The sequence below is a fragment of the Pantoea sp. SGAir0180 genome, assembly GCF_043546245.1.
Genome location: NZ_CP028073.1, coordinates 1 through 26195 on the forward strand (window position 1 = coordinate 1; position 26195 = coordinate 26195).

Sequence of the window (26195 nt, forward strand, 5' to 3'; positions counted from 1 at the left end):
ATGCGCAATTATCTGCCAGGTACGCTTGCTTCAATGATGATGCTACTTTTATCGGCATGCTCAGGTGTACGTGATGTTTCAGACCGGCATTATGAATATGAAAATGCACACAGCCTGGCGTGGAATATCAGCACCGCTGCAGGCATGACGTCATTCGAGGATGCAAAGTTAACTCCACTGCTCAGCACGCTATACAACCGCAAAGATTACGATCTGTCTTATCCAGTAAAATCGGCTCAGACGTTAAATGAGTCAACCCTTCCACTGGCTCCGCTGTTACGTTTTACGCCTACTGGAATGGCTCCTGAAGACTGGTGGTTTAACCGCATACTGGCATGGATCCCCACAGAACTGGCCAAGACCCCCAACAGGCATCTACGGTTCTGGCAAATACGATTCAGGAAGCCGTACTGACCACGTTGAAGGAAACAAAACGCCCCATTGGAGAGATAAAAAACGAAGCAGGGGACAATGGCTGGCTAGACAAATATGCCCTGCAGATAACTGCTCCGCGCTTTGTCGTAGTTCACTTTGCTGATTTAGCAGCGGGTTGTGAATTCCCGGATAAAAATGTGCCTTTTATCGAACGGACAAAACTTCCCAGCTGCACTTTCTTCGCCGAATTCCATGATCCGGAAAAAATTGTCAGTACGCCGGCATTCATTACCCAAACGCCACGGGTAAAAGCTACCTTATCCGTCCTGACGGCCTGAACTCGAGTTTCGTGGCCGACGCCTTCGACAAACCGTCTACTCTCTCTAATGATGACAGGACACGAATGGCTTATGATTTCTTACAAAAGGTCAGTCAGCATCTTCCTTCGTGGGTAATTTTTTATATTTCACCGCACGAACGCGCGGAATGCCTGCGATGGTCTTACAAAGTGGAAAAGTCTATTTCTTTGTAACTGAGAGACCATCAAAACCGTAGTTTTATGAAAAACTTTCTCTGACGCAGCGCCTTTGCGGTAGTTTTGCGCCTTAGGTAGCTGCTGAGCAGGGGATGCTAAATTTAATTTCAGTGCCAGCTGGGACGGCCGTTCGGTAACACGCCCATTCTGCCGAACTACTATGTAGGAACGAAAAAAGGCGGGGTGGTTAAACCCCGCCTTTGTTCAAGTTCCTTCTGCCCTTACGGGCGTCCGGTCAGTTGCTTGATGACAACGACAATCTGCAACGTAACGTGAATTATCTTCAGCGCTATAAGGATAGTGGTCAGACTTATCACTTAGGCAGCCTCCTGTTAAGGAGAGCGCCGCACGTCGCAGGTGCTTTTGGGTTACCCCCTGCGCCGCGCACCAGTAGTTAGCAGGTACAAGCAGCACTCTTTTGGTGGAAGCAGACCGGACAGCACCACCTGTTTCCGGTCGGGGCAAATCTCTTCGCGACTGAGCTTTAACCCACTTCTGAGAGGCTGCAACGGCGTAGCGCTGCCAACTGCGACGAGTATAAGGCTGTGCGGCACTGGCCGCAACGTTGACGGGATCGTCAATCAGCGTTAATATTGAACACAGTTAGCAGGTACAAGCAGTACCGTACCGGCACCGGTTACCAGCCGAGCCCGGTACAGAAAATTAACTCGGTTTACCAGACCGGGTTTTTTTTCGTCTCAAAGATGCCGTTTCCGGCACAACTCAGATCCTATACGCACTCTGTCTATTTCCCTAATTTTACCGATGGTTCTTAACGTATTTTTACGCGTTTATATACAATTCGGTAAAACGCCTATAAGACCGAACTGAGCAACAGGGCGAGTTTCCGCACTGTGCCGCGCCGAAATTTACCGATATGATAGATGCCAAAATTCATTCATCAAAGGAAATAAAATGACTGACCGGGTGATATTGCAGCGTGAATTTTCGGAGCTAATGAATGGGTTGCACGGAAGCATTGTAAGATATGCTATTGACCGAGCCAAGCACCATCAATGTGAAGTTTATTTGTGTGTGAACAACAAATCTCAGTGTGATCAAATACTGGAACGGATATTTGAAAAAAAAGTGGTCAATAAGCTTAAATCAAATCAGACTATCATCATAGACCGACGAAAGCTCAGCTTATACTCCCCCTGACCCTTAATAAAAGCTATCTACCAGAAGCTGTGTATTTATTACTATTCCCCGGCCCTGAACTGCTGAAAGCCGTTGAATACCAGGCCAGCATTAATCCCGTTTATGAAATAATCTTATTTGCAGAATCTGACGGGCATACGGAAGTTACAGATCAGTGGTTGTCAGAACATGACGTTCGCACGCTACAAACCGGAAAATCGGCTGCTGACCGGGACACAGATGGTTGATTATAATAATAAAAATCTTGCGCCAGATTCCAGCCCTGCTCATGAAATGAAATTCAGCCATAAGGAAATGCCATACAATGACATTCAACTTCGAAAACCTCACCACGCCAGAAAGCATTGACCAGTATGTCGCCTCATTCTGCAGATCGTTAAGCGCAGAAAACCCGGTATTTATAGATGTTAAACCAGAGTTATGGTGTAAGCAGTCCAACTGTGAGATGAATGTAGATAAATATATTGAGCAGAACGGCGGTGAAAAAGTTATCGGCTATAAAATGTGGTACATAAAAAGAAAGTATATTGAAGCTGAGCGTCATGTTGTATACAGAAAGGATGGCGTGTATAGAGACCTGACTTTTAATACTGATGGTGAAACTATCATATTATTTGTCCCCGACAGTAAGAAAATCTCATATGATGAAAAACCATTAAAAACCAGATATGGCCTGACGCAGAAAACAAGACTTCTGGCAAAACAGCTGGATTTACAAGAAACAGGCATTCAACAAATGAGCCAGGAAGATTCGTGGAACACTATGCCTTCTTACGAGGACTGGCTTAAGGGGACCAGAATGCCCAACTTGATCTCCGTGGCCGCTAAGCCGGGCATTCGGTAAAACCCTTATTCTGCCGAATCGTCCCGCTGCGGCGCACAAGACTACATCTTGTGCCTCTTTCATCTGAGGTTGCTACTACATGTTGTAACGGACGGGGGACTCCTTCCTTAGTAACGTAGCTCTGCACCCGCGCCGTCCGGCCCGTTCGGTAAAAATCCGGTGTAAGAGGGTTTCCCGGAATCAGAATTTGCGCCAGCGGAATTTTGTCAGGATGTCCTGAAATCATCAATTAGATATAATTTCACCTGACTTAAACCCTTTTAAATCATTTCTGTTTGAGCATGGCCACCGCTTCATTACCCGGCATCGAAAACTGCACCCGGTGGCGCGCCGCCACGTCCAGCGCAAATACTTTCGTATAGATCTCCGTCGACTTCAGGCTTTTGTGACCCATCAGGCTCTGCAGCGCCTTCAGCGGGATCCCCGCGTAGAGCATGTGCATGGCGTAGCTGTGCCGGAAAGTGTGCGGCGTGACCGGCACCGAGAAGGTCACACCGTCGGCCGCAGCGGCCGCAACGGCTTCGTTAATCCAGGTCCTGACGGTGCGGTCGGTCACCGTCCAGAGGCGAACCTTTTCCGTCCGGCCGGTGTCAGGGTTACGACGTTCAACCGGAATGCGCAGCGTGGCCACCATCATCTCCAGCTGGGCGATATACTGCGGATCGGACAGCGGAACCAGCCGGTGAGGGACCACGCCGGACGGCGCACGACCCGGCCCACGGGCGGCCTTTTCACCCGCTGCTTCAGCGTGGCCAGCTGCACAAACGGGTGGGGCGGCGTCAGGGTGAAGTCGGCCCGCGTCAGGGCCAGCGCCTCATTGATGCGCGCGCCGGTGTTCCACATGGTGGTCAGCAGCATCTTCCGGTGCAGGTCCGGTACGTAATGCAGCAGGGCGCTGACCTCCGGCGCCAGCAGGTATCTGGGTAAGTCGTCAATCAGCGCAGCCATCTGTCGCAGCGCCAGCGCCGCCGGATAATCGATCGCGACGGGCAGTAAAGCAGGGGTCGCCGCGGACGCCTGTGTCGGGTAAATCTGCAGATCAGTGTTAATGGTCATGTCTCCGTTGTGACGGGTTCCGGTCATCAGGCTGGCCGGCCTTCGTTCTTTTAAACAGGCGGTCTGCCCTGTTCAGCAGATAAAACAGCCCGGCCGACAGCCCCGTGACAAGACGCTCCTTCCACTGACGTTCAGTCAGGAAGCTGATACGTTCAGCCTGCCTTGCCACTTTCGCCTTCAGGTAATCGAGCTCTTCCTGCTGTTGCGTGCACGTCCGGCTCAGCTCGCTGACGGCCAGGTCCAGGCGAACGGCAGCCAGCGAAGAGCGCCGGCCTCTGGGGAACCGGAGATCACGGATACGCAAAGAAAAGGACTTATCACTGTTCTCTGCAAACCGGAAACCCAGCCCGCGCCAGAGGTTCTCGCGCCGCAGGTAATTTTCTTCATCAGCACCGTCCCGGACTGAAAGTTTGATACGGCGGACACGCATATCCGCGGGCAGGGTCCTGGCCCAGCAGACAAGCTGCTGCATGATCCAGGATCCCAAACCGCGCCCCCTCAGTCTGCTGTCAATAACGAAATCCCCGCCGGTGAGATCCAGAAATGAATACTCACTGCCGTCCGGACGGACGAAGGTTTTCAGCACAGCCGCAAAAGTCTGGTTCAGGAGACTGCCCTGATACTGGCTACTGAGAAAAAGCGAGCAGGAATGCTCAGCCTCATAGCGATCGCCGCCGCACGGACGGAAAATTTCCGAAACCGTCTGGACAGCCACGATCGTGCAGGCCGGTACAAGATGTCCTTCTGCCCGTGTTTCCGGCAGAGTCAGCAGCCACGCGTTTTCATCTTCATTAAACCGCATCTCTGCAGATGCGCTGGCCTCACCCGGCAGCCCGTGAGTAATACGGTCCATCCATCCTCCTATTGCCTTAAAGACGATCCACCCTCATGTGGTGCCCGCACTGAGCAGCGGCATGGTTCCGTTTTAAAGACTGTCAGAAACCGGAGCTGAGCTTCAGGCAGCGATACAGGACGCTGGGGAAATAACAGATCCGGCACTGCCCTCTGTTCATCAGAACCGGTAACGCCCTGAACAGTTACGCAGTAAATGTGTCCGTTTAGATATTGTCACGGCAAATTACTTGTCCTCGCATGAAAATTCACCAGGTGATTATCATAAATCATTTAATTTATCTGAGTGACTGACTTCGGCATAACGGTCACGCCTGAACAGATAACACATGACATATTCACCAATATGAAAAATAGCCTGCTTATATTCCTTCACCGCAATTACCGGAAGCCGCTCACCACCGGATCCGACTTTTTCCGATTCCGGCAGTAAGCGGAAGGGTAGCACGGCGGCGGGGCGGGCGGAAGCGGGTTTTCCGGGCGGCTTTACGCTGATGCATCCCGTATGTTGTGTCATGTCCAGCTGAGTGAGACACAACATGTGGTGTACTGAGCAGAAAACCGCCGCTGACGGGGTAAAGATCCGGTTCCACCTTTTTTCGGATCTCAGCGGAAAAAGAGAGAACAGTGTATAGGTTTTACATATCCATATGTCAGGCATCTGCATAGGTGTGGCATACGCATATACTCATCATCTGCATATGTTATATATATACATATGTACAACATCTGCCTATACTGGACATATGCCCGCATCCGGTGCAAAAACCTCACATCAGATATGCCGCGCATATCCCAAATATTCGGGAGTTAATTATGAGAACCGTATCTATTTTCAAAAATGGCAATAATCGCGCCATCCGCCTTCCCGCGATCTGGATTTTGAGGGGGTGAGCGAGCTGGAGATCGTCCGGGAAGGAGACAGCATCATCCTGCGCCCCGTCCGGCCGACCTGGGGCTCATTTCTGGAGCTCGAAAAAGCCGATCCGGACTTTATGGCAGAGCGAGAGGACGTTGTCACTGACGAAGGACGATTTGACCTGTGAACAAAACGTATATGCTGGACACCTGTATCTGCTCGTTCATCATGCGCGAGCAACCGGAAGCCGTACTGAAGCGCCTGGAGCAGGCGGTGTTGCGCAGCCACCGCATCGTGGTCTCGGCCATTACTTATTCTGAAATGCGCTTCGGCGCCACCGGCCCGAAGGCCTCGCCGCGTCACGTGCAGCTGGTCGAGGAGTTCTGCGCCAGGCTCGATGCCGTCCTGCCCTGGGACCGTGCCGCGGTGGACGCCACCACTGAGATTAAGGTCGCGCTGCGTCTGGCCGGGACGCCGATTGGGCCGAATGACACAGCGATTGCCGGCACGCCATTGCGGCCGGCGCCCTGCTGGTGACGAATAATACACGGGAGTTTGAGCGGGTACCGGGCCTGACTTTGGAAGACTGGGTGAAGTAAGCTCCTCTCTTGAGGGTAATATCCTGAATGACCCGGCAGGTTATCTCGGCGTGCCGGGTATTTTGTCTTTAAGGGTGTAGAGCCTGTCAAACTCCGTGACCTGCACACCCTCATCCTAGTTCGGCAGCCCGGTCAATAATTTCCTGACGAAACGCTAAAACATAGTTACCCCAAGCCGGGGAATATTTACTGATATAGCTCAGGACGGTATGCTCTATGTTAGTTTTTCGCGCCAAATGATTGAGCCTGTCATAGTAATCATGCCAGTCAACAAGCCCGTTAATTGACATGGAAAACTGCCTTAGCTTGAGGTATTCAGCAGACTCTTCCGCCGAAATTAATGCAGGATCAATCGACTCGAACCAGCATTTATGATTATATTCCGGCGATCCTTTTTGGGTAAGCACCTGAAGGCTAAACTCAAACATCCTGCCCAATACATCACGGCGTTGTTGTTTTTTTACACTATCCGTCCCTGTCAGGCACTTCTGTATGATTTTCAGTTTTTCCTGTACTGTACGATGCACATCACCGTCTAGCAGGCACATAACCTTCCCAAGGTCTTTGCCGGAAAGCAAAAGCCCTGCAAGTACAACTGCAGAGTTTTCCGAAGCACGAAAATTTGAACATCGACCTTATCAGTCAACGCCTCTCGTTCCAGAAGCACATTGATAGCCGTCCGTGCTAGTTCATCTTCAACAAAAACACTGACCATTTCGGGCTGAATGTCGGTCAACTGACGCAGCGCATCAGCTGATACTCCAGGAAAGGCTTGAATCCCTGTGCCCATATTAAAAATACTAACAATATTGATCGTTCTCTTAAAATGAACGATGGATTCTCGATGTGTTGAAAAAACGATTTCAAGAAGAGAATTCTCTGCTATTTCGATTAATTCACTAACAAGTTTTTTAAAGGCCTTCTCATGGAGAAGGACATCAAGCTCGTCAATCAGAAGAAGTCCATTTGGGAGAATGGAAGGATCATGCGCGGCTTTAAGCACTTCAAATACACGCTTTTCTCCCGCCCCATAGTATGCTCAGTATAGGAGATTCCATTTTTTGTAAACTTATAAAAAGTGAATCCTTTCTGCGTGGTACAGATCATCAAATCAGAGTAATTGGCCTCCAGAACACGACACATTGAATCCAGTATTTTTTGTTTGAGCTGTGCGGGGCCAAACACTTGGCTTGCATATTTCGCATGACGGGACGCAGCGAGGTCATCTGATAACGTTCCGAGCGTCTGTAGCCCGAGATATAAGGACTCCTTGACGGGCCGACGTGCATATACAGGCTGCCAGCGGCTAACTTTAGAATATAGCTGGGTAAATGTGTCATTAGGTGGCAGTGTGGGAACAAACATAATCCTGTTCCCCTGATTGCTAAGAGTTCCTGCCAAAAAAGATGCTGTAAAGCCACTGTCACGCCAGTTATTATCATCGTGAGGAGTAAAGAAATCAGAAAATCGGTTGTTTTCTTTAGAGGTTGCGTTATGCGGTTTATAGCAGCAGGCAAGAGCATGGATGATCGTCGACTTCCCAGAGCCGTTCATGCCCATGATGGCAGTGACTTTTTTATCAGCCGGAAATGTTATAGTACAATCAGAAATACCTTTTAGGCTCTGAATATGTATTTCCTTCAAGCGTAATTGCGCTGGGATATTTTGCCTAGCAGACATTCTGAACGATTCCTTCGTATGTTAACAGACAGATTAAACTTAAGCAGATTACACCATTTTATGAAAAAATTCCGACATCCAAATGAAAGGTCCTAGTTCGGTTGCATTGGTTGATCAGAATTTCACTCAATTTGCATCTGCGGGTTTAACAGAGATGAACTAAAGGAATTCATTCAGTTTAAGGGACTGGATGAACCAAGACTTCCCCATCAGGCGCGCCATTTTGATGAAGCCTTAATATAAGGAACTGAGCGGTGAGCTTTGGTACCGATAACAACCCGTTAGTCGTCGACGGAAAGGGAGCAGGGAACCAGCGTTTACATACGAAAACCGCCCGTGATATTGCACACCGATAACACCGATCCGGCAGAAAAGAATCAGTACTCCTGTGCTCAATGAATTCTCCCTGTCAGCCCGTTGACGGGCTCTGCACAGTGTAAAGGCCCGGTCATCCCGGTGCAGGGCCTTCCCGGCTTTAATCCATCGGCGCAGCGGAATTCTCCATTTCGCAACGGGCTGCATTTTTTTTCAAGTAAAGATAAATATTAAGGGCAAGCAGAAGAAAAAGCAGGACGGTATCAGCAGATAAAACCCAGGCAATTTCACCGGACTGCAACGCTGTACCTATAGTGGTCATCCCGAAGAATGTCACCACTGAACGCGGAACGCGGAATGCGGCCATGGTCTGGCCATATTCACCTTCATGACTTGCAGCCCTGACCTGACCGGCAATAAAAATTGACCACCATACTCCCGTGAGTTCAAGACAGAGGGCAAGAGAGGGAAGAAACCACGGCTTTTTGTCGTAGTCCCAGAAAGTAAGTAAGACCGCTCCCGAAAAAATAACTAAAAAGGTGCACAGAAAAAAACGCCACCGGAAGTTAACCGTAGTTTTCCCCACCGAGCGGGGATAAAACCACGAAGCCAGGCTGTCAAGAACGCCGCTGATCGCGCCAGAATAAAAACAGCAGCGAAAGGTGTGGTACCTAATGAAAATGCAATCACGTCAAAATTGGTATTAAACGACGTCTCCGTAAACGCCATCACGCACATAGCCAGCGCAAGAAACCAGTTTCGTTTCAGGCACCGGAAAGCCTGACGATAGATACCGGAGAAATCTTTTTTTTCCGTATCAGGGACAGCCTCCTCCGGACCGGCGCAGCTCTTACCGCGGATCAGGGGAAGAAGAGTAAGGGCCGAAAGGAGGAAACAGCCGGCGGCCACACTGAAAAACAGGGAGGGTGAATAGCGGTCATAAAGGGCGGCAAGCACCAGTCCGGTGACGAAAACGGCGATCCCGCTGATATATGACGCCACGGCCACACTCGTTTCATAATCCCTGTGAAGTTCAGGCAGCAGATACTGATTAACGATAATCGTCGCAAAATTTATGGTGAGAGAAAGGGATATAACCAGTACAGGTGTGACTACGAGACTGAAATGCGACTGGTTTCCGAAAGCGAAAACCAGAAAGCCACAACACACCTGCGCAGTCATCAGCCAGAAGAACCGGTGACGGCTCCTGTCGATGAGCCGCCCGGCCAGAGGCCCCACGCCAGGCTTGAGAGCGCAGTTGAACCTATCAGTACTGAAATAAAAAGGGGGTCGGTTTTGATTTTAACCAGATAAAAGGAAAAAAAACCCAGATAAAGGCAGAAGCCGAGTGTGGACAACAGTATGAAAAGACACAGCGTAAGCTGCCGGAAGCTCTTAATCATGCACATCTTCCCTACCCAGAAAAGCATACTCCATCACCCGCTTTCTCCCGGCACGCTCAGCGGCGCGTATTGAAGGATGGTTACTGCTTTCAATAGTTCCCCATAGCGATGCCGGTGTGCGGGCGTGCTGAGAAAAGAAAGTAAGGCCTGTTGTGCAGAACCCGCAACGTGCTTTCCGCGAAAGCGCGGAATAACGATCTCTTCGGTGATCCACAGTCCTGATATAAACGCCCTGCGTCCGTTCTCACAGATGATAAAACCGGCATGCGTCCCTTCATAAACTATGATGAACAGGCTTCCATCTTTAATGGCGTCGCGAATGTCTTCTTCATCTGCAGGAAACACCTTATCTTTAAGGAAAGGATAGCGGGAATACGTCCCTGCATAGGCAAGTTCCAGAGCCTGAAGGCACCACTCAGCTGACTGTGGGCAGGCACGCTCAATGCTGACAGTCTGGCCGCTGATAACCGCTTCATTTCTTTCATGCATGCTTTCGCCGACATAGAAAAACTGATCGGCACAACCACGCGTATCCTCAGACACGGGCCGGAGAAGGCGGACTGAAAGTGCGCCCATGGGATGCCATACGTCCAGTATTGAGGCCATTGCCCGCCGGGTCAGAGGAGCAGAGCTGGCGACCAGATCAATGAACGGCTTCTTCAAATCGCCGCCTCTGTATCGTGGTCCGGTGAGGTAGTCATTACCGTCGCAGGAAACGATTTTCTGAAGAAAAAAATCCTGAGGCAGGCCGGTCTCAAGGAAAGGAAAGTTTGATGAAAAATTGCTGTCCTCACACCAGAGCAGCTGTTCATCAATATAGTCTTTCATGCCGTTCCTGAGTAACCCGGAGTCAACAGGCAGCCTGCTGAACTGCTCAACCATGTAATCAAGCATTAACTTGTTCCTTTTATTTCCACGGGGATGCCTGTTTTATAGAAAGAAAGAATGAGGTTGATGACGTCTTTTCTGTCAGCTCCGGGGCGTGAAGAGAAACTGCTGAGGCTCCGGCGTTCAAAGATGTGATGAAAGACTTCTTTCGTTAATTCAAGGACATTTTCCCTGTAAGTGAACCGGATGTAAGAATCCTCCTCATCCAATAAAACATCCTGCCCCGTATGCAGTGCCGGTTCAGCCCCCCGAGCAGATTGCCCATACTCCGGAAAAATGTCACCGCTGAGACATCGCCAGGGTGATCTCCTGCAGACGCGGGTTCGGGGAAAGCAGGGAAAGAGGACACCCCGTAAACGAGGCCCACCGTCAGGTGCAGCGACTGGTGTCCGTCTTCCGTTACCGGGTCATGAAGCGTCCCTTTACGGACGAAGAGAATATCGCCTGCTTTTAGCGTGATGTCTTCGTGTTCAAACCTCCATTTTTTCTTACCCGCGAGCTGCACGATGACCACATCATGGTCATCAGTGTGGGCACCGGCACCGGTGCTGTCAGCGGGCGACCAGTAAATATTGTAGTGTGAAAGGATCCCTTTTTTATCAGCCAGATAAGTGTACAGAGAAAAGTATTCCGGCATCCTTTTCTCGAGGTGGTTGAATACGATGGTCCGCTTACGAAGCAGCATAAGGGCCATCGTGTAAAATCCCAGTATTCCGTCAGTACACGTCTCACTGGCAGGATAGTAGACATCACCACAGCAGAGCAATTTGATGTCTTTTTCAGGATGGCGGATCCCGCGAAAAAGATGGTGAAGTGAGTAATTAAATACAGCCTCCGAGAAGGAGGCATTTCCCTCTGACAATACGTAGTCCTTTTTAAAAGGTTCAGTGTCTGTCAGCAGAGCCGTCAGCTCATTCACAGGAAAGGTAATCATACCAGCACTCCGGTGCGGATCAGTTGCGTGATAACCTTATTGAAAACACCTTCCGCGTCAGTATCACGGAATTCATAACTGAAGCCAGGTCTGGCCATCTCATTTTTAAGATCAAACAGCTTGTCCGCCACTTCATTTCTGACTAAAAAATCTTTTCCACGGAGGTATATCCGCGTTGAGCCGCCTTCCGTTTCCCCGAAGACGATGTCACCATGATATTGATAAGTCCTTTTACCGGTCATTCGGTCGGGTGAAGTATATTTGAAATAACTGTTACTTTTAAGCCGGTTTAATAGCCGTGCCAGACCTTTGTATGCAATACCATCAAGGCTGTTTTTTCCAGAGTCAGGAGGGATAACGGCTGTAATAACATCCTTAACGTCAGCCTCGGCCCTCAGAGGCAGAGTGATATACGGATCCTCGGTATTATGGACAGCCAGGAAATCTGACAAAAAAGACGTCAGTAATTGTGATCTTTTCATTTCATAAGGAGCAATACCCAGCGTGACGGAAAATTCGGGATTTTCCAGAACATGATACCAGTTCTGAGGAATAAACAGTGCATCCCCCGGGCGCAGAGTGACCTCCGTCGCCCATGAGAGGGTTTCCTTCAGATTAAAGGAGTCAGACTTCACCACCGGCGCAATGTCTTTTATGGCCGGATCCCACACCCATGCTTTTTTGATTCCGGGGCCGAGGTGGTAAAGAAATGTATGCTCCTGATCTTTGTGAATACCAAATGGTGTCAGGCTGTATCGCCCATAAAGCTGTAAACATCAATCCCCTGGCTCGGAATACCGTATTTCTCAACCCATTCTTTATTGAAATCCCGGTTAATCTTCTGTGCCAGAGAGTCGGACCATCCGTTAAGCCCGTTAATAACGGCACAAAAGCTGGAGGCGCCGGTTATTCGCGCAAGCCATTCACTGAGGCTCTCGTCTTCGCGAGGGGGATGATTTGACACACTGTAACCAAAGTCATCACGGGTGCCATTATTAATAAACACACGGGCATTGAGCAGGCTTTCTGAAATACTTCTTCTTTTACGGATAATATGCTCTATATCGGCAAGCAGCGCGCCAGGATCCGTCAGAACTCCCGACTGATGGTAGAATTCATTGATGTTAAATTCTGTCAGGTGACCGGTTAACATGCTTACACACATCTTTACCTCCTGATTTATCAGCTGATAATGAGAGAAATTATTTTATCCAGCAAGGTCATTTCATGGTTAAACGGATTTCCTTTCTTATCAAAACCACAGGTGAATTCCATGATATCGGCACCCACGACGGAAAGGCATGAATTCTTAATCAGGCTCAGAACATCCGTTATATTTTCCTCGTTCATCCCTCATCCAATGGCGTCGTGACGTGCGGAAAAACATCAGGATCCATCACGTCTGCATCAAAACTTATATAGACATTTTTCCCCTCGATTAACGACGCAAGCCTTATTTTATCGTCGGTGCTCATCACTGCACTGAACTGAGTAATGGATGAAGACTGAAGATAATCCATTGAATATCTGATTGTTTTCTCTCTGACACCAATCTGTATCACTGACCTGATTGCGTTATCAGCAATGAGTTTTGAAACAAAATTTGCATGGTAAAGAGGCGCGTTTGACTTATCCGTGCTGGTATTGATATCGGAATGTGCATCCAGTTGTATCAGCACGAGTTCAGGGATAAACCGCGCGGTTTCTGCCACTGAAAATAAGTCAGCGAGTGATCGCCACCGAACATCATCGCTTTATTGTTTTTCGCTCTGATTTTGGCGACAACATGCTGAATTTTCTCCCCGAAACTGTATATATTATCAGTTGTACTGTAAGCGATGTCGCCAACATCCCTCATTTCAGCGTGGTTCCGTCCTAATTTACGGTAAATGTAGGGGCCATGCGCCGGCGATCTGGGGGATCTAATGCAAAATCTGCCGGGGCACCAAAAAAACACCACTGATCCTGCATGGTGTCAGGTATGGATAATGCCGTCTTTTGCATTCGCGCAGGGTTATACAAAATGCCGTCTTTTAGTAACTCATCGTCCTTCCGGGAGATCAATATATCGTTAAAGTACAAAAGTGAAGTAATTTCCTTAAGCTGCACATTGTCCGTTGAAAGCAGGTCTTTAAAGTTTATGTTCTGTTCTGTTATTTTCCTTAAAAGCTGATACAGCTTACCACTGACCGTCACACTGACTCTTCTCTCATTAAGCGTGAGCTCAACCTTATCACCTTCTTCGTTTATAACCGTATTTCTGTTAATAACGATATCATCTTCATGCATATTTCACCCCCCGCCATGAATAAAAAATAATTACCTCATATTCAGGTAATTTCAATATCCTTTTCCAGACGATTCAACTTTTCTCAAAAAAAATAATCAATAACCTCATGATTATCTTATTAAATTACATCTGAAAAAAACATAGCTATCCCAACTTAATAGTTTATATCTATCAATTTCATTCAGGTTAAATTGGTTTTATTATTAATAATAAAAGGAAAATTTTTTTTAAACTTCATTTTTATACTATTCAACTGAAGATAAAAGAAATTTATCCTTGCGCACTTTGTTTACGCTGTTAAATAAGTTTTTTTCATAACTTTATGAGTTGACTTTCATTCTGGCCCAATACAAGAATTCTTCTGCCAGGCATTGCTGGCAGTTTGACCAACTTTAAATATTGGAGGTATGTATGTCCTTGAATAAATATGGTGAGTCACAAAAAGATAATCTGGATAAGATCGCGGCTGAGCTGTCAGCTTTCAGCCACGATGATGTCATTGTGGAAGTGAAAAAAGACAGTAACAATCACATCGACATCGGTGGTGGTGGATTAGGGCGTGATCGCCGCGATACTGGTCACTGATGATTAAACATGCAGCAGCCTTCGGGCTGCTGTATGTTTATCAGGCATTCCTGAAAATAAGCCAAGACTGAATTGGAAAAGCAATTATTAATCTACCATTGTAATATGCGTTCAGGTATCAATGTGAAGCATTTACATTTTGAGTGCATTTAATTTTTTTGCGCCATCCATAAATTTTTCAGCACATTTTTCATCTAACACGACAGGCACATAGCGAATCTTGTAAAGCTGCATTAAAAGTAGAGTTCGGTGGCGTCCGTCGCTCACGCCAAATTCACGAGTCAGTCCCTCCGGATAGACCACCGTTCCTTTTGAAATATACGTCTTGATAGTGTGCCACCGACGGGGATCGATACAAAATGCTCCGGCTCCGAGATGTTTTAAAAACAAAAGCCCATCGACCTGCACGATCACAGGTTTACTCTGCCTGCTGACGGGCAAGCGGGCGTTGAGTTCAGGCTGAAAAACAGGGGGCAGTTCGAACTGGAGCTCCCCGAAGGCGGGAAAACACAGTCCAGAGTTATCTGACGGAATTTCTTCAAATGCGCTGAACTGGTATTTGGTCATGTAGGTCTGCATTTTCTCCGTATCCATCCTGGAAAACCAGTTCACATCGGGTAAGAATTCTTTATCCCGTTCCCTAATCTCTCTGATTTTTTCCCCAAACATCTCTTCAAGACTCATATTGACTTCTTTCACGGCTGTCTCCTTTTTATTCCACACGCTCTGATATCACAATGTGAAACAAAACCCAACCTAACCAGGCTTTAATGGCTTTCTCCTCTACCGCTCTCAGAATGTTTCATTTTTTACCTTTCAACACTGAAGAAAATCTTTTCAGGTTAATTAGGGTATACTCAAAATGACCATAAAAGACCTTAATTAAAAAGTGGTTATGCATGATAGTGACAAAAATGAGAACTTTTCTGGAAGAGTGGAACGCGCTGTTCGTGTAGCCACGATCGACGATGTTAACCTGATGCTGCATGGGATTTTGCTTTCAGGAGAGCCTGGATGGTTGCGGATCTACACGACTGAGATCAAACACGCTGAAAAAATCGCGTTTCTCAGCCCGGATGCTTACGTTGAAATCAGGGTACGCGATGACATTAATATCCAGGGGACGACGTACAGGGAATTTCACTCCCTCAGTTAACATTTTCGCGCGGACTGAAAACATTCCCGGAGGTCACAGTGAAACCCTTTACTCTTTAAGTACACCATCCACTGGATGAAACTTATGTCAGTCCAACGGGAGACACCTACACGGAAGGTGAACTCCCTCAAGAGGAGAAAGAAGTGCGTTATGCGCTTACAGCCATGTATGTTCTGACAAACCGCCTGATAAACATCAGCTCATGGCACCGTCTGTTCAGAACCCGTAAATACTCGTCAGCTAGCCGTTCGGCAACAGAGGCGCAGCGGAAGCTGATGGCGCTTGTGAACAGTACGCCCTTACACAAAGCCGCGCTGCGGCGCATTGTGAGCGTCATGCCTGAAGACAATGGCGGCCGCGAAGCGCTCAGGATTATTTAAGTTAAGAGGACAGGACCGCTAAACCCATGCAGATTGCACGTATCTATCTTCGGGTCAGTACGGATGAACATGAACTGACGCGGCAGAACAGCATTATTGAGGATGCTCGGGCAGGGGATTCTATGTCGCCGGCGTCTATAAAGAGAAGGCTTCAGGTGCCAGGGCAGACCGACCTGAACTCCAGCGCATGATTGCCGACCTGCAGCCCGGGAGGTGGTTGTGGCTGAAAAGATTGACCGTATCAGCCGTCTTCCACTTACGGAGGCCGAGCAGCTGATTGGCTCGATAAAGGCTAAGGGTGCAAAGCTGGCCATCCCCGGCATAGTGGATTTGTCAGAGCTGGCCATAAGCCAGGATGGCGTGGCCAGAATCGTGCTTGAGTCTGTCCAGGACATGCTGCTTAAGGTCGCACTGCAGACGGCGCATGACGACTACGAAACCCGAAGGGAAAGACAGCGGCAGGGCGTGGAACTGGCGAAGGTTTCGGGAAAGTATAAAGGGCGCAGACCGGAACCCAGAACGCACGAACGTATCATTGCCCTTCGCGAGTCCGGAATGACGATTGCGCGCACAGCGACTCTTGCAGGATGCAGCATAAGCCAGGTTAAAAGGATTTGGGCACTGCACAAATCAAAATGAGAATTAAATATATCTAAATTAGAAAAACTTGCCCTTGAGCATGAGTGATTTCAAGGGCAAACTTTAATCAATTAAAAAATAAGCGATGAATGTATAGGATGTTCATCTGAAAAAGCCATTTTAAGCAGTTTGTAAAGCTTATCTGAAAACTTTATGCTTTCCCTGCTCATCCCATCATAAGTGACATTGTTTAACCGTTCTTCTTTATCTGTAATACCTTCAAGCTCTGAGCGTTTATCTTTATTACTTATGCATGCCAAAAAAACCTCGTAACTTGAAAAAATATCCTGAAGAACTTCATCCTTAATATCGGATTGAATTCTTTCGTTAGCAACTGTAAAAATCCTCTCAAGAGCAGGTAATGAAAAAATATCTGATAACAAATCAACTCTTTTATCTTTATCAGATTCTTTATCGGCAACATAAGCTATTGCCAGTATCCCTGCAAAATAAAGTAGCTTTCTGGAGAAGCGAAGTTTTATGTTTCTTATACCCCATGATTTACCATCCGCATCAACTTTATGCTGAAAGTCAGTTGTGATAGTACGATAATAGCGAATCATATCATTAAGAAGATATTTATCAATTTTACCTTCGCTTGAAGACTTTAAATACTTATTAATTAATGCTTTTTTATATTTATTAAAAACTTCCTCATTATAAATTGCCTTTCCCTCTAAAAGAAATAGCATCCTTCGCGTCAATGAAGCATTAGTGTCTTTATTTCCACCGATATTTTCTAAAATTTTCTCAAAAACATCTGCCGCATCCGAACCAAAAGTACCAGTATCACCCGCATCTTTTTCAATGTATTTCTTTACGCATTCACTAATGCAATCTTTTTTTTCAATTAATTTTTCAAGTGTGGAGTCTTTATCACAGAATATAAAAAGGTCTATATCAGACTCAGCAGAAGCTTCAAGCCTGCCGAAAGAGCCAGTGGTGATGATAGTAAATTCTAAATCTTCGATCTCAGCCAAAGCTTCAGTAAGGTCTTGCTTCAGTCTGTTTAGAATACCTGCAGAATAGGATATAGCACCGTTTATAGTGACATGACAACCAGTTAAGTCTTTGTATTGCATTGCTTTTATTCCTACTCACGTTTAAAATCCACTTCCTGGTATGTCTTTAAATATGATTCGCTAATTTTTGTTTTTTGTTTTTTGTTAATGTATCTTTTAGCTAAGCATTTCTCTTCAACTAAAACCTCATATTTTCTAGTAACAAATTCCAAATCATAATACTTCAAGCACGAAGGTATTTTTTTATTTTTTAACTGAGCCAGCCATGAAAAAAGCCCTCTATACTTACCTCTCCAGCTTTGCTCTTCTGAAATTAAGTCTTTATGCTTTATCTTACTATTTTCTTCAAAATAAACCTGGCTCAACTTATCCGAAATAACACCACTCAAGTTATTTATAAAATGATGATAAACAAAATGTTTAGTTCTCCAAAAATCATCTAATATGTCCAGTTTTTTATTTTCGCACAAACCCGAAGAGTCTATAAAGGCAGCTTTAGCGATAGATATCCTGTTCATATAACGGACCTGATTTATTCCTTTATACTCAATACACCTCAATATACCGTCAATTGTATCTGCATTTATTTTACTATTGAAAATATCGGCGCCTTCTGAGTTTGATTCTCCATTTAACAAGCTGGTAATGAACTTAACATCAAATTTTCTCGATAGAGCTTTCTTCAGACCACTGTCTTTCCATGCAGAACCACAGATAAGATTATCCCCTATCTCGTGATGCCCATAACCAAAGTTATGTTTTATGTACGGCTCGGCACTATGTGATAGAGGAATATGACCAACATCATGAAGCAAAGCGGCCGCGACAATATTATCTTTTAATTCATCGCAATAATTCCTAGTTGTTGCGACATAATTAGCTATGCCAGCCACGTACAAAGAATGAACATATCTATTTCGATGGCCTTTAGTTATTTCATTCCTTTCGCTATAATCGATAGCTCCTAAAAATGATATATCCTTGAGCCTGCAAAAAGCCGGAGTTTGAATGATTGATTCGAGTGCAATGGACGAACGAAGATCATTAACCCAATAAGCAATATCATCTTTTTGAGCATTTTCCTCGAATTCATCAAAGTTTAAAAACTTTTCCATTATTTCCACTCATATTCTATGCACTATGTTGCTTACTCTAACACCTAAGCGCAGTTTTTGCGCATTTAATTGATTTATCATATAGTGCCATAGCATAAACTTAAAGATATTTATCAATCACTTACCTTTTATTCTTAAATTTACTTATGCTTGCAATTGGTTGTTTGCTCCCAACCACCCTTCAAGCATGCAACTTGTCGCGCTGGATATGAAAGTGAACCCGAAACTGAGGCCGTTCGCCAGTACTATATCTATGAGGCAGTCAAAAAACCTAGGTAACTCATATGGTCCTGAAATTTGTTTAAATCTGTACCGTCAAGGTGACCTGCTTATCACTTTCATATCTCACTCCCGCTACAGCATTCAGACAGGCGGAAAGGGGGGAATTGCCGTTCCGTCAGCCGCTTCCCAGCGCCACCAGTGGCCCTGACCGTATTCCCTGTTGTAGTGGGCGGTTTTTTCCTGTTTGCGCTGCAGGTACTCCGGCGTGTTCATCCCGAAGACCTCCATGGGCAGCGCATCCACGCCGGCAACGTCCTTCAGCACAAAGTCCGGAAACACGTCTTCCTCGCCGTCGTAGCGCAGCGGCTTAATGAAGGCGCGTTTTTCCTGCCAGAGCCGGTCTTCGACTATTCCCTCATAGCCTGAATCCAGCGGAATGAAGCGGGGGCTGACCGTCATCAGCGCCACGTCGATGACGGTGCTGCAGCTGAACGGCCGGTTGCGCCCGTCTGTGTGCCTGAACGTCGTTTCCGGCGGCTCCGTTTCCGCAATGACCACGACCTTCATGCCCCGGCGCCAGTCGCCCAGCTCGCGGCCAAAGCTCCTCTCCATACGCAGGCGCACGTCCTCCGGCAGCACCAGGTCCGGGAAGCCGGAAAACAGCCCCAGCGGGAGCGTGGTCTTCAGCCGTGCTTCAGCAGCCTCATTCCAGCCGGCCAGCACGGACACCACAATGAGCCGCCGTTTGTTCTTTTCTGCCACTCTCAGGTGCTCCCGGTTGGCCACGACCTGCGGCGTGCCCTTCATGGCCATGAGCAGCAGCGACTCCTCCAGCGGCACGCGGCCGACGCGTATCCGGCCCGCCGTCTGCTGCAGGTGCCAGCTCACCCAGCCGGGTGTGCGTTTCTTTTTGTCGAAGGCGGGTGCCAGACATTGATGCCGGACTGCTCCCACAGGAGGTGAAGTAATCCAGCAGGCGCATCGAGGGCCGGCGCTTACGCTTCACCGGTTCATCACCGGGCACGTCTTCAGTCGGCCTGACCTCTGAAGGTGATTTTTTCTGCAGGCCGGTGGGCAGCCTGACCACGATGGTGCCGTCCGCGGCGGTGCGGACCGCATCGCCCTGATAAATCTCCGCCTGGCGTTCGTCTGACCACACCGAATAAAACCGGCAGTCCGGTTTGTGCTCATTGCCGGTGAAGGCGTAGGAGGACAGCCAGCAGCGCTCGGTTTCCCGGGAGTAGTGGACCTTCAGGCGGCGTCTGACGGGGTCGGTCTCTGCCGGCAGGCAGCTGCAGGTGACCACCGTGGTTTTTTTGTTGTCGCGGGCGTGCTTCAGCCAGCGCTGCCAGGTCCCGGTTTCCTCCTGCTGGAAGGCTTCACTGGCGTCCCGCTCACCGCGCTGTCCCCGGAAATGCACCGCGTAGGTTTTCTTTCTGGCCATGCCCGTCCCCCGTCCGGAATTATTTTTCGCAGCCGCACCGGACATCACGCATTTATTTATCCTGACACGTTACCGGCGTGGATTCATTCCACAGTCTTTCGAATTCCGCGTTATATTCAGCAGCAACTGCTTTATTATCAAAAACTGCCAGCGCATTTTCCGCATTGCGCTTTTCAGCCGATGAGGTGTAATTAAACGACCCGGTTTCCGTATTCACGCCGTCGGCCACAATAAACTTGTTGTGCATGATACTGTACCGGTCGTCCGTCCGGACCGGCACCCCGCTGCAGGCCAGCAGGGAGACCAGCGAATAACGGCCGTGACTGACCTTTTCATCCGCAACCAGCCGGACCGCCACGCCGCGCTGTGACTGGCTTATCAGCGCATCTGCGACAGGCCGGCTGGTGAATTCATAGGCCGCGATGTCCAGCGTTTTCCCTGCCCCCGCGATGAGATTCAGGATAAGGCGCTGCGCGCTTCCGCCCGGCGAAAAACCCACGGCGATATTGTCTCCTGCGGACACAGATATACTGAACACGGCAGACAAAATAAATAAACTGACCCGCACGCTTTTCATTATTTATTCTTTTCCTGAATGGATATCCGGATGGTATTATGCTCCTGTTCCGTCGCGGAATAACAGTACACAGACAAAGTAAAATTATATTTATAACAGCAGGTATTCTCTTCCTGAGATTATTTCTGCGTCAGAACGTAAAGGGGTGGCCGTGTTATACATGACGTTGTGTCTTTTCCTGCTGGTGATGAGCCTGCGTGAACTCTTCCGCCTACGTAACGCTGCCACAGAAGTAAACGTCGGCACCGTTCTGCTGGCCTCCGCCATTATTCTGCTCCCCTGACGCTGGTTGCACCGGTTCTGGTGGGGGTCTGGACGACCGGAATGGACATCACGCGGCACACCCTGGATGAGGTGGCCATAACGGCCCAGTGGACGGGCGTGGCCGGGGCGGCCTTCCTGAGCGGCCTCTACTTCATGCTGGCCCGGCGCGCCGGCAGGCGTTTCTGGTACACCGGCGCTTTCATCGCCTCGGCACTGCTGGCGTTCATCTTCTCCAACAGTCTGTGGTTCGTGTCGTACAGAGACGCCGCCATCGCGTCGCCCGTGCTGCTGGGAGAGGGTGAGGAAGACTGCGACGCGCCGGCCGTACTCGTTCGCTATCGCCCGGATGCGCCGTCTGACTGGCGCTGTCCACCGGTATAGTGCTGATGGGCGAATCCTCGCATCCTTTCCTGCCATGGCCTGACTACCGGCAGGGCAAAAGCCGTCAGATGAGCGACAACATCAACGCCCTGATAAAGCATGCGCAGGAAAAGTCAGACGGGAAGCCCGGTTAAGGCTTCCGTCCCGGATCATTCTTTTGGCTCTTTCTGATAAACAGGATCGTTTCCGCCCGGCAGCTTCAGCGAAAGCTGACGGTAATACGCCAGTCGTTCTCTGAAGTAGTCTCTTAGCTCTTCGGGCTGCTGATGCTCAACCTGGGCAGGAACGACAGGCAGGTTGAGCCGTTCCCGGTAAGCGACACCTGACGCGGCAAGGTCCACATTAACTTTATCCCGTTCGGCCCTGTCTCTAGCGGCCAGATTATGTGACATGGTAACTCCTCCTGAGATCAGTATACCGCACTATCCTTAATCATAACGACGGAGGTCATTATGTGTGGACGGTTTGCGCAGTACAGCTGCAGAGACGAGTATTTTGAAGCCGCAGGTATCACGCCGGAAGAACTGCCTTTCGACAGTGAACCCCTGGGGCGGTACAACGTTGCGCCCGGAACGCGCGTGATGCTGCTGAATCAGCGGGAAGGGCAGCTTCATTTTGATCCGGTGTTCTGGGGTTACAAGCCGGACTGGTGGCACAAGGCCATGCTGATTAACGCCAGAGGGGAAACGGCCGCCTCCGGCAGAATGTTTAAGCCGCTGTGGCAGCACGGCAGGGCAGTTGTGCCGGCGAATGGCTGGTTTGAATGGGCACGGACGGATGAGGGCAAACAGCCTTATTATATCTATCACCGCTCAAGGCAGCCGCTTTTCTTCGCAGCGATCGGCAAAGCGCCCTTTAGTCAGGATCATGGCCATGAGGGATTTGTCATCGTGACGGCCGGGAGTAATCAGGGAATGGTGGATATCCATGACAGGCGGCCGCTGGTACTGCAGCCTGAGAGTGTGAGGGAATGGCTGAGCGAAGATACCAGTGCAGAAAGAGCCAGTGAAATAGCGCATGAGTGTGCTCTGCCAGAGAGCGACTTTAAATGGCATAAAGTGGATAATGCAGTAGGAAACATACATAACCAGGGAAAGGTGCTGACAGAGCCGGTTTGAATGCTTTTTGTCTCCAGACCGGCAGTAAAGTTGATCAATTCACCGGGTAAAAATGAATAAAACTGACTGGCTCATGAAATTTCGCCGCTGCCGTTCAGCGGAGACGCTTGAAACTGTGTACGAACATCTGATGTATTCAGACCACAATGACGAACAATATGAAATCACCCGTGCCTACGATCACCGTAAGGCAGAACTGGCCACAGGCAAGCTCTATGACCGCGTTCCTGCTCATGTCTGGAAATTCGTAGAGTGAACCTGCCATAAAAGCTTTTCATCAGGAACTGGCTCAGCGAATACAAATTTTTTGTGTTCGCTGAGCCAGTTGAACAAGCCGAAGGCGCGTTAGTGACCTTAAAAAGCTTTATCCACATTTCCACAGGCTAGATCCAATAATTATCCTTATAAGATCCATTTTAGATCCAAACAGATCCCGTTTTCTCTGAGACCAGTGGTGCCGCGGCTTCCAGAGGATTTGCATGTGTCGTAACATGTAAAATATGTGTGGTAACATGCAAAACATGTGTGACAGCATGAGCATACTGTGTCATAACATGCAGAAAAATGTGTCGTATCATGATCAAGGTTCTAAGCGTGAGTTGAATCATGGACGCTGTGTATAAAGAGGATAATGCATTGACTGATAATAATTTTTTCCATGATTCTTTACTCGCTTCAGTAGACGATGAAAAGAAAGTATTAACAGTTACGAGCACGTCCTCAGTTCAACCTGCCATTCTTCTCCGACTGGGTGTCTTCGTTCCAAATACTCGTGCGCTAAAAAAAGGGTCGGAGCATATTATTGATGTATCAGAACCCTTCTCCTCACTCGAATTCGCACGTCAGGAAGGCTATAACGACATTCAGATCAGAGGAGAACGTCTGAACATCACTTCCGATTTTAGTGTATGGATGGGGGTGATTGGTGCATTCAGTAAATATGGGCGAGACAGTAACGAAATAACCTTACCTTTCAAAGAGTTTGCACATCTTTGCCAGTATGATTCGCGTCAGATAAATCACAGGCTTCGCGATCAAATTTTTGATTCCCTCGCAAAATTAGGTACAAAAGTTGTTCAATTTAAACGCAGAGAGGGTACTGGCAAGATGTTTTTTACTCAGTTGCTCAAGACTGCATTGCTGGATCGGGATAAAGATACTGTAACGCTGGAAGCTGATGAAAGGTTGTGGGAACTTTATGAAATTGACTACACCATACTGCTGCGTAAAAGACCTTATAACTACCTGAAAGGTAAGGAAGTTGCCCAAACTCTTTACACCTACATAGCCAGTTTGCCTGATAATCCTGCCCCTGTATCTTTTACTCGAATCCGTGAACGCCTCCTGTTGACATCCCCTGTACCTGAACAAAACAGACTTATCAAAAATGCTCTTATGGCCATGAATAAAATAGGCTATATCGAGTACAGCGTCGTTAAAAAAGGAAGAGAATCTTACCTGTTCATTCATAAAAGAAACAAAAAACTCAAGGAGTTATACGAAAAAGATGTGTCGTAACATGTTTCATACTCATGTAGTGCCTTGAACCGGGCCCGGACCACCTAAAAATGTGTCATAGCATGTTAATGCGCGACTTTTAGCATGCTGTGACACATCTTTTGATGATGTTCGCATGTTATGGCACATCTTTTCTGCATCCGCACACCCTTAAACCATACTTTTCTACGTCTGACATGACAGAACCCACGTGAAGTCCTGGACCAGCATGCTACGACACATGATTGCAGCCTGAGCATGGCATGACACATTTTTCGTTGAAGTAAAATCACAACTTTTTAATTTTTGAGCGATTTGATAGTCTTCAGGGAGCCTCACAATGGGCTTTGCTAACTGGAGGAAAGATGTTGGGGTCAAAGAAAATTAAAAGAATTTTTTCTGATGGAGATCCAAGACCAGTTAGCAAATATATACTTATCAGAAATGTATTTATTCTTTATTTAATTCTTTGTTTTGTTGTATTTTTTTGTTTTGAGTTGATGAAGATTACTTTTTATTATGATTATAGTTTTTCGTTGAGTCATTTATCTAAAACTGCTCCTTACGCAATTTCTTTTTATATTTTTATTGTCATTTCTAATTCAATGATTTTTAGATGGCAGGTTAAAAACAATACCATTAACAATAAAAAGTTCACAACTGAAAAATCAAAGCAACCCATATATGATTCTTCATGCTCCAGTGAAAAAATCTTTGGGCGAAATATCGGGATTAAGTTAACAGCAGATATAAATCCTCGTGAATATAAGTTATGGACGGCTGAACTTATCGACTATGCCATTAAAGAAGGCTGCTCAAAAAATAATCCTTTAATATTTCGCTCTCACTTTTTATCTTTGAAAAAAATCCGAGCATATGTAATAAGTGAACTTTTAAAAAACCATATGATATGTAGCGTCCGTACTGATTTATCGTTAAAAAATCCATTTATCCTTAAATGGTTCATGCCCGCTATGATAGCTCTTAGGTTAAAGCTGCCAGCTCTACGTGATCGTGAGGCCGAAATCGTTATCAGGCCCACTGAACAATGATTCAGGCTAACACACTACTGAGGTTGGATTCTATGTTAGTACAGACAAAAGATATTTCAGTTAACGATATTACCGTTAAATGGGTCCAGGAAGAAATTACCCGTTCAAATTTGCCAGAAGGGGATGCTATCAGAATAGACCTTTTAGATTTACAGTCTTACAATTTCAAAAGCCCTGTTAAGATAATTCATCACCTTACCCAAATAGCCAAAAACCGAGATGGTGGCCCAAATGATCTTCAACCGCTTATCAATATTGCGAAGAGGATAGTCGGAGCTTGTGATCTTATAGATGACGAACAGGATATAAATAGCCCATTTATCACAGGGTTTAAATATAACTCTGTTACATCTGAAATGGATAAGGTTCGGGTTCCTGTTGGGCAGGTAATGTATTTTTCAAGAAAAATAGTCACTATACCGAATCGTATGTACAAAACAGGAAATGCTCATATGATACTAAATGATCATAATGAGACTGAATTTACATTAATACAATCCAAAAGTAGTGATACTCCAGACTACCTTCTCGATTGTTATATCAAAAGTGCAGAACATGTCTTCGCTGCGTGGATAAAAAGGTAGTAATGCTAGTCGGACAAACTAATGTTTACGTTTGTCCGTCTTTATACAGCGTTCAATGATTATCCAAAGTGGTGGTAATTCCTCTAATCCCGGCCATTGCGTAGGGATTTTACGTTAATGATCAGCCAGCACTCCGCTTCTTCGGTTTAGCCATCACCTGAATACCGCCATCAGTTCACGCTGTTAACGTTCTAAGAGCTTCGGGCGGTCTGTATCACTTCTGGTTCCGGCGAGGATTGCTTCACCGTCAGAGTCAGACAATCCGGCAGCACCTTCACTTCCAGCGTGTTCCGGTCGCAAACCTGCCTCTTCAAGTCAGTGGCCCTTAAGGATGACGAATGTTGGTAGGGATATAGCGGGTCCACAGA

General features: G+C 47.3%; 31 protein-coding genes and 5 pseudogenes. 17 read left to right on the forward strand and 19 right to left on the reverse strand.

Translation table 11 applies throughout. The features are described from left to right. From C1N58_RS21975 to C1N58_RS21985, 3 genes are all read left to right on the forward strand, one after another. A partial coding sequence (locus C1N58_RS21975; RefSeq protein ID WP_394565013.1) for a hypothetical protein occupies positions 1-414 on the forward strand: 414 nt, incomplete at its 5' end. 5 nt (positions 415-419) lie between these two features. Then, positions 420-713, forward strand: a complete 294-nt coding sequence (locus C1N58_RS21980; RefSeq protein WP_394565015.1) for a hypothetical protein — start codon at positions 420-422, stop codon at positions 711-713. A gap of 1662 nt (positions 714-2375) precedes the next feature. Then, positions 2376-2915 (forward strand): hypothetical protein, encoded by a 540-nt coding sequence (locus tag C1N58_RS21985; protein ID WP_394565017.1) that lies wholly within the window; start codon positions 2376-2378, stop codon positions 2913-2915. A gap of 265 nt (positions 2916-3180) precedes the next feature. Here the strand turns inward: C1N58_RS21985 and C1N58_RS21990 are convergent. Continuing rightward, positions 3181-3971: pseudogene (locus C1N58_RS21990) on the reverse strand (site-specific integrase). Further along, positions 3961-4824, reverse strand: coding sequence for an N-acetyltransferase (locus C1N58_RS21995; protein ID WP_394565020.1), 864 nt, complete (start codon positions 4822-4824; stop codon positions 3961-3963). Before C1N58_RS21995 ends, C1N58_RS21990 begins: the two are co-directional and overlap by 11 nt. A gap of 815 nt (positions 4825-5639) precedes the next feature. On the opposite strand from C1N58_RS21995, the pseudogene vapB reads away from it, so the two are divergent. Next, a pseudogene (gene vapB, locus C1N58_RS22000) lies at positions 5640-5869 on the forward strand (type II toxin-antitoxin system VapB family antitoxin). Continuing rightward, positions 5866-6281: pseudogene (locus tag C1N58_RS22005) on the forward strand (type II toxin-antitoxin system VapC family toxin). The pseudogenes vapB and C1N58_RS22005 overlap by 4 nt, the downstream one beginning before the upstream one ends. A 110-nt stretch (positions 6282-6391) precedes the next feature. On the opposite strand, the gene C1N58_RS22010 reads toward C1N58_RS22005, so the two are convergent. From C1N58_RS22010 to C1N58_RS22060, 11 genes and pseudogenes are all read right to left on the reverse strand, one after another. Further along, entirely contained in the window at positions 6392-6829 is a 438-nt protein-coding gene (locus tag C1N58_RS22010; protein WP_394551417.1) for a hypothetical protein, read from the reverse strand. Beyond that, entirely contained in the window at positions 6817-7284 is a 468-nt protein-coding gene (locus C1N58_RS22015; protein ID WP_394565022.1) for a hypothetical protein, read from the reverse strand. Before C1N58_RS22015 ends, C1N58_RS22010 begins: the two co-directional genes overlap by 13 nt. Beyond that, entirely contained in the window at positions 7233-7961 is a 729-nt protein-coding gene (locus C1N58_RS22020; RefSeq protein WP_394565024.1) for an AAA family ATPase, read from the reverse strand. The genes C1N58_RS22015 and C1N58_RS22020 overlap by 52 nt, the downstream gene beginning before the upstream one ends. A 475-nt stretch (positions 7962-8436) precedes the next feature. Continuing rightward, a complete protein-coding gene (locus C1N58_RS22025; RefSeq protein WP_394565026.1) occupies positions 8437-8643 on the reverse strand; it encodes a hypothetical protein in 207 nt (68 codons plus the stop codon). Between the two features lie 164 nt (positions 8644-8807). Next, the gene (locus tag C1N58_RS22030; RefSeq protein ID WP_394565028.1) at positions 8808-9458 is read right to left on the reverse strand and encodes a hypothetical protein; all 651 of its coding nucleotides are present in this window, start codon (positions 9456-9458) and stop codon (positions 8808-8810) included. A gap of 254 nt (positions 9459-9712) precedes the next feature. Next, complete coding sequence (locus C1N58_RS22035) at positions 9713-10507, reverse strand: hypothetical protein (RefSeq protein ID WP_394565029.1); 795 nt, start codon at positions 10505-10507, stop codon at positions 9713-9715. 211 nt (positions 10508-10718) lie between these two features. Further along, positions 10719-11501, reverse strand: a complete 783-nt coding sequence (locus C1N58_RS22040; protein ID WP_394551410.1) for a JmjC domain-containing protein — start codon at positions 11499-11501, stop codon at positions 10719-10721. Then, the gene (locus C1N58_RS22045) at positions 11498-12172 is read right to left on the reverse strand and encodes a hypothetical protein (protein ID WP_394565031.1); all 675 of its coding nucleotides are present in this window, start codon (positions 12170-12172) and stop codon (positions 11498-11500) included. Before C1N58_RS22045 ends, C1N58_RS22040 begins: the two co-directional genes overlap by 4 nt. Before the next feature lie 74 nt (positions 12173-12246). After that, entirely contained in the window at positions 12247-12654 is a 408-nt protein-coding gene (locus tag C1N58_RS22050; RefSeq protein ID WP_394565032.1) for a hypothetical protein, read from the reverse strand. 193 nt (positions 12655-12847) lie between these two features. Continuing rightward, a pseudogene (locus C1N58_RS22055) lies at positions 12848-13359 on the reverse strand (arginase family protein). A gap of 17 nt (positions 13360-13376) precedes the next feature. Then, on the reverse strand, positions 13377-13790 hold the full coding sequence (locus C1N58_RS22060; RefSeq protein WP_394565033.1) for a hypothetical protein: 414 nt from the start codon (positions 13788-13790) through the stop codon (positions 13377-13379). A 412-nt stretch (positions 13791-14202) separates the two neighbouring features. Here C1N58_RS22060 and C1N58_RS22065 point away from each other — a divergent pair, with 412 nt between their 5' ends. Beyond that, positions 14203-14376, forward strand: coding sequence for a hypothetical protein (locus tag C1N58_RS22065; protein ID WP_155683843.1), 174 nt, complete (start codon positions 14203-14205; stop codon positions 14374-14376). Between the two features lie 132 nt (positions 14377-14508). Here C1N58_RS22065 and C1N58_RS22070 read toward each other — a convergent pair whose 3' ends face one another. Beyond that, positions 14509-15075, reverse strand: coding sequence for a hypothetical protein (locus C1N58_RS22070; protein ID WP_394565035.1), 567 nt, complete (start codon positions 15073-15075; stop codon positions 14509-14511). A 196-nt stretch (positions 15076-15271) separates the two neighbouring features. Between C1N58_RS22070 and C1N58_RS22075 the strand changes: the two genes are divergently transcribed. The 3 genes and pseudogenes from C1N58_RS22075 (at position 15272) to C1N58_RS22085 (ending at position 16551) form a co-directional block, all read left to right on the forward strand. Continuing rightward, positions 15272-15532 (forward strand): hypothetical protein, encoded by a 261-nt coding sequence (locus C1N58_RS22075; protein WP_394565037.1) that lies wholly within the window; start codon positions 15272-15274, stop codon positions 15530-15532. Positions 15533-15675: 143 nt separating this feature from the next. Beyond that, the gene (locus C1N58_RS22080; protein ID WP_394565039.1) at positions 15676-15912 is read left to right on the forward strand and encodes a hypothetical protein; all 237 of its coding nucleotides are present in this window, start codon (positions 15676-15678) and stop codon (positions 15910-15912) included. Between the two features lie 26 nt (positions 15913-15938). Beyond that, positions 15939-16551: pseudogene (locus tag C1N58_RS22085) on the forward strand (recombinase family protein). Between the two features lie 71 nt (positions 16552-16622). Here the strand turns inward: C1N58_RS22085 and C1N58_RS22090 are convergent. The 4 genes from C1N58_RS22090 to C1N58_RS22105 form a co-directional block, all read right to left on the reverse strand. Continuing rightward, on the reverse strand, positions 16623-17633 hold the full coding sequence (locus C1N58_RS22090) for a nucleotidyltransferase domain-containing protein (RefSeq protein ID WP_394565041.1): 1011 nt from the start codon (positions 17631-17633) through the stop codon (positions 16623-16625). 11 nt (positions 17634-17644) lie between these two features. Continuing rightward, positions 17645-18688 carry an HD domain-containing protein gene (locus C1N58_RS22095; protein WP_394565043.1) on the reverse strand — a complete coding sequence of 348 codons (1044 nt, stop codon included), beginning with the start codon at positions 18686-18688 and terminating at the stop codon, positions 17645-17647. Between the two features lie 363 nt (positions 18689-19051). Continuing rightward, positions 19052-19864, reverse strand: coding sequence for a DUF1173 family protein (locus tag C1N58_RS22100; RefSeq protein WP_394565045.1), 813 nt, complete (start codon positions 19862-19864; stop codon positions 19052-19054). A gap of 542 nt (positions 19865-20406) precedes the next feature. Next, on the reverse strand, positions 20407-20931 hold the full coding sequence (locus tag C1N58_RS22105; protein ID WP_394565046.1) for a phospholipase D family nuclease: 525 nt from the start codon (positions 20929-20931) through the stop codon (positions 20407-20409). 160 nt (positions 20932-21091) lie between these two features. Here C1N58_RS22105 and C1N58_RS22110 point away from each other — a divergent pair, with 160 nt between their 5' ends. The 3 genes from C1N58_RS22110 to C1N58_RS22120 are packed head-to-tail and all read left to right on the forward strand — an operon-like array spanning position 21092 to position 21710. Further along, on the forward strand, positions 21092-21214 hold the full coding sequence (locus C1N58_RS22110; protein ID WP_394565049.1) for a hypothetical protein: 123 nt from the start codon (positions 21092-21094) through the stop codon (positions 21212-21214). Between the two features lie 41 nt (positions 21215-21255). Next, positions 21256-21576 carry a hypothetical protein gene (locus C1N58_RS22115; protein WP_394565050.1) on the forward strand — a complete coding sequence of 107 codons (321 nt, stop codon included), beginning with the start codon at positions 21256-21258 and terminating at the stop codon, positions 21574-21576. 5 nt (positions 21577-21581) lie between these two features. After that, a complete protein-coding gene (locus tag C1N58_RS22120) occupies positions 21582-21710 on the forward strand; it encodes a hypothetical protein (protein WP_394565052.1) in 129 nt (42 codons plus the stop codon). 15 nt (positions 21711-21725) lie between these two features. Here C1N58_RS22120 and C1N58_RS22125 read toward each other — a convergent pair whose 3' ends face one another. Continuing rightward, positions 21726-21968, reverse strand: a complete 243-nt coding sequence (locus C1N58_RS22125; RefSeq protein WP_394565054.1) for a DNA polymerase III subunit theta — start codon at positions 21966-21968, stop codon at positions 21726-21728. A gap of 60 nt (positions 21969-22028) precedes the next feature. On the opposite strand from C1N58_RS22125, the gene C1N58_RS22130 reads away from it, so the two are divergent. The 5 genes from C1N58_RS22130 (at position 22029) to C1N58_RS22150 (ending at position 25827) form a co-directional block, all read left to right on the forward strand. After that, complete coding sequence (locus C1N58_RS22130; RefSeq protein WP_394565057.1) at positions 22029-22694, forward strand: SOS response-associated peptidase family protein; 666 nt, start codon at positions 22029-22031, stop codon at positions 22692-22694. A 52-nt stretch (positions 22695-22746) separates the two neighbouring features. After that, positions 22747-22950 carry an Hha/YmoA family nucleoid-associated regulatory protein gene (locus tag C1N58_RS22135; protein WP_394565059.1) on the forward strand — a complete coding sequence of 68 codons (204 nt, stop codon included), beginning with the start codon at positions 22747-22749 and terminating at the stop codon, positions 22948-22950. Between the two features lie 350 nt (positions 22951-23300). Further along, on the forward strand, positions 23301-24212 hold the full coding sequence (locus C1N58_RS22140) for a RepB family plasmid replication initiator protein (protein WP_241568324.1): 912 nt from the start codon (positions 23301-23303) through the stop codon (positions 24210-24212). Between the two features lie 344 nt (positions 24213-24556). Further along, positions 24557-25243: a hypothetical protein gene (locus C1N58_RS22145; protein WP_394565060.1), complete on the forward strand. Its 687-nt coding sequence runs from the start codon at positions 24557-24559 to the stop codon at positions 25241-25243. A 32-nt stretch (positions 25244-25275) separates the two neighbouring features. Continuing rightward, on the forward strand, positions 25276-25827 hold the full coding sequence (locus C1N58_RS22150; RefSeq protein WP_394565062.1) for a hypothetical protein: 552 nt from the start codon (positions 25276-25278) through the stop codon (positions 25825-25827). Positions 25828-26195: the final 368 nt, after the last annotated feature.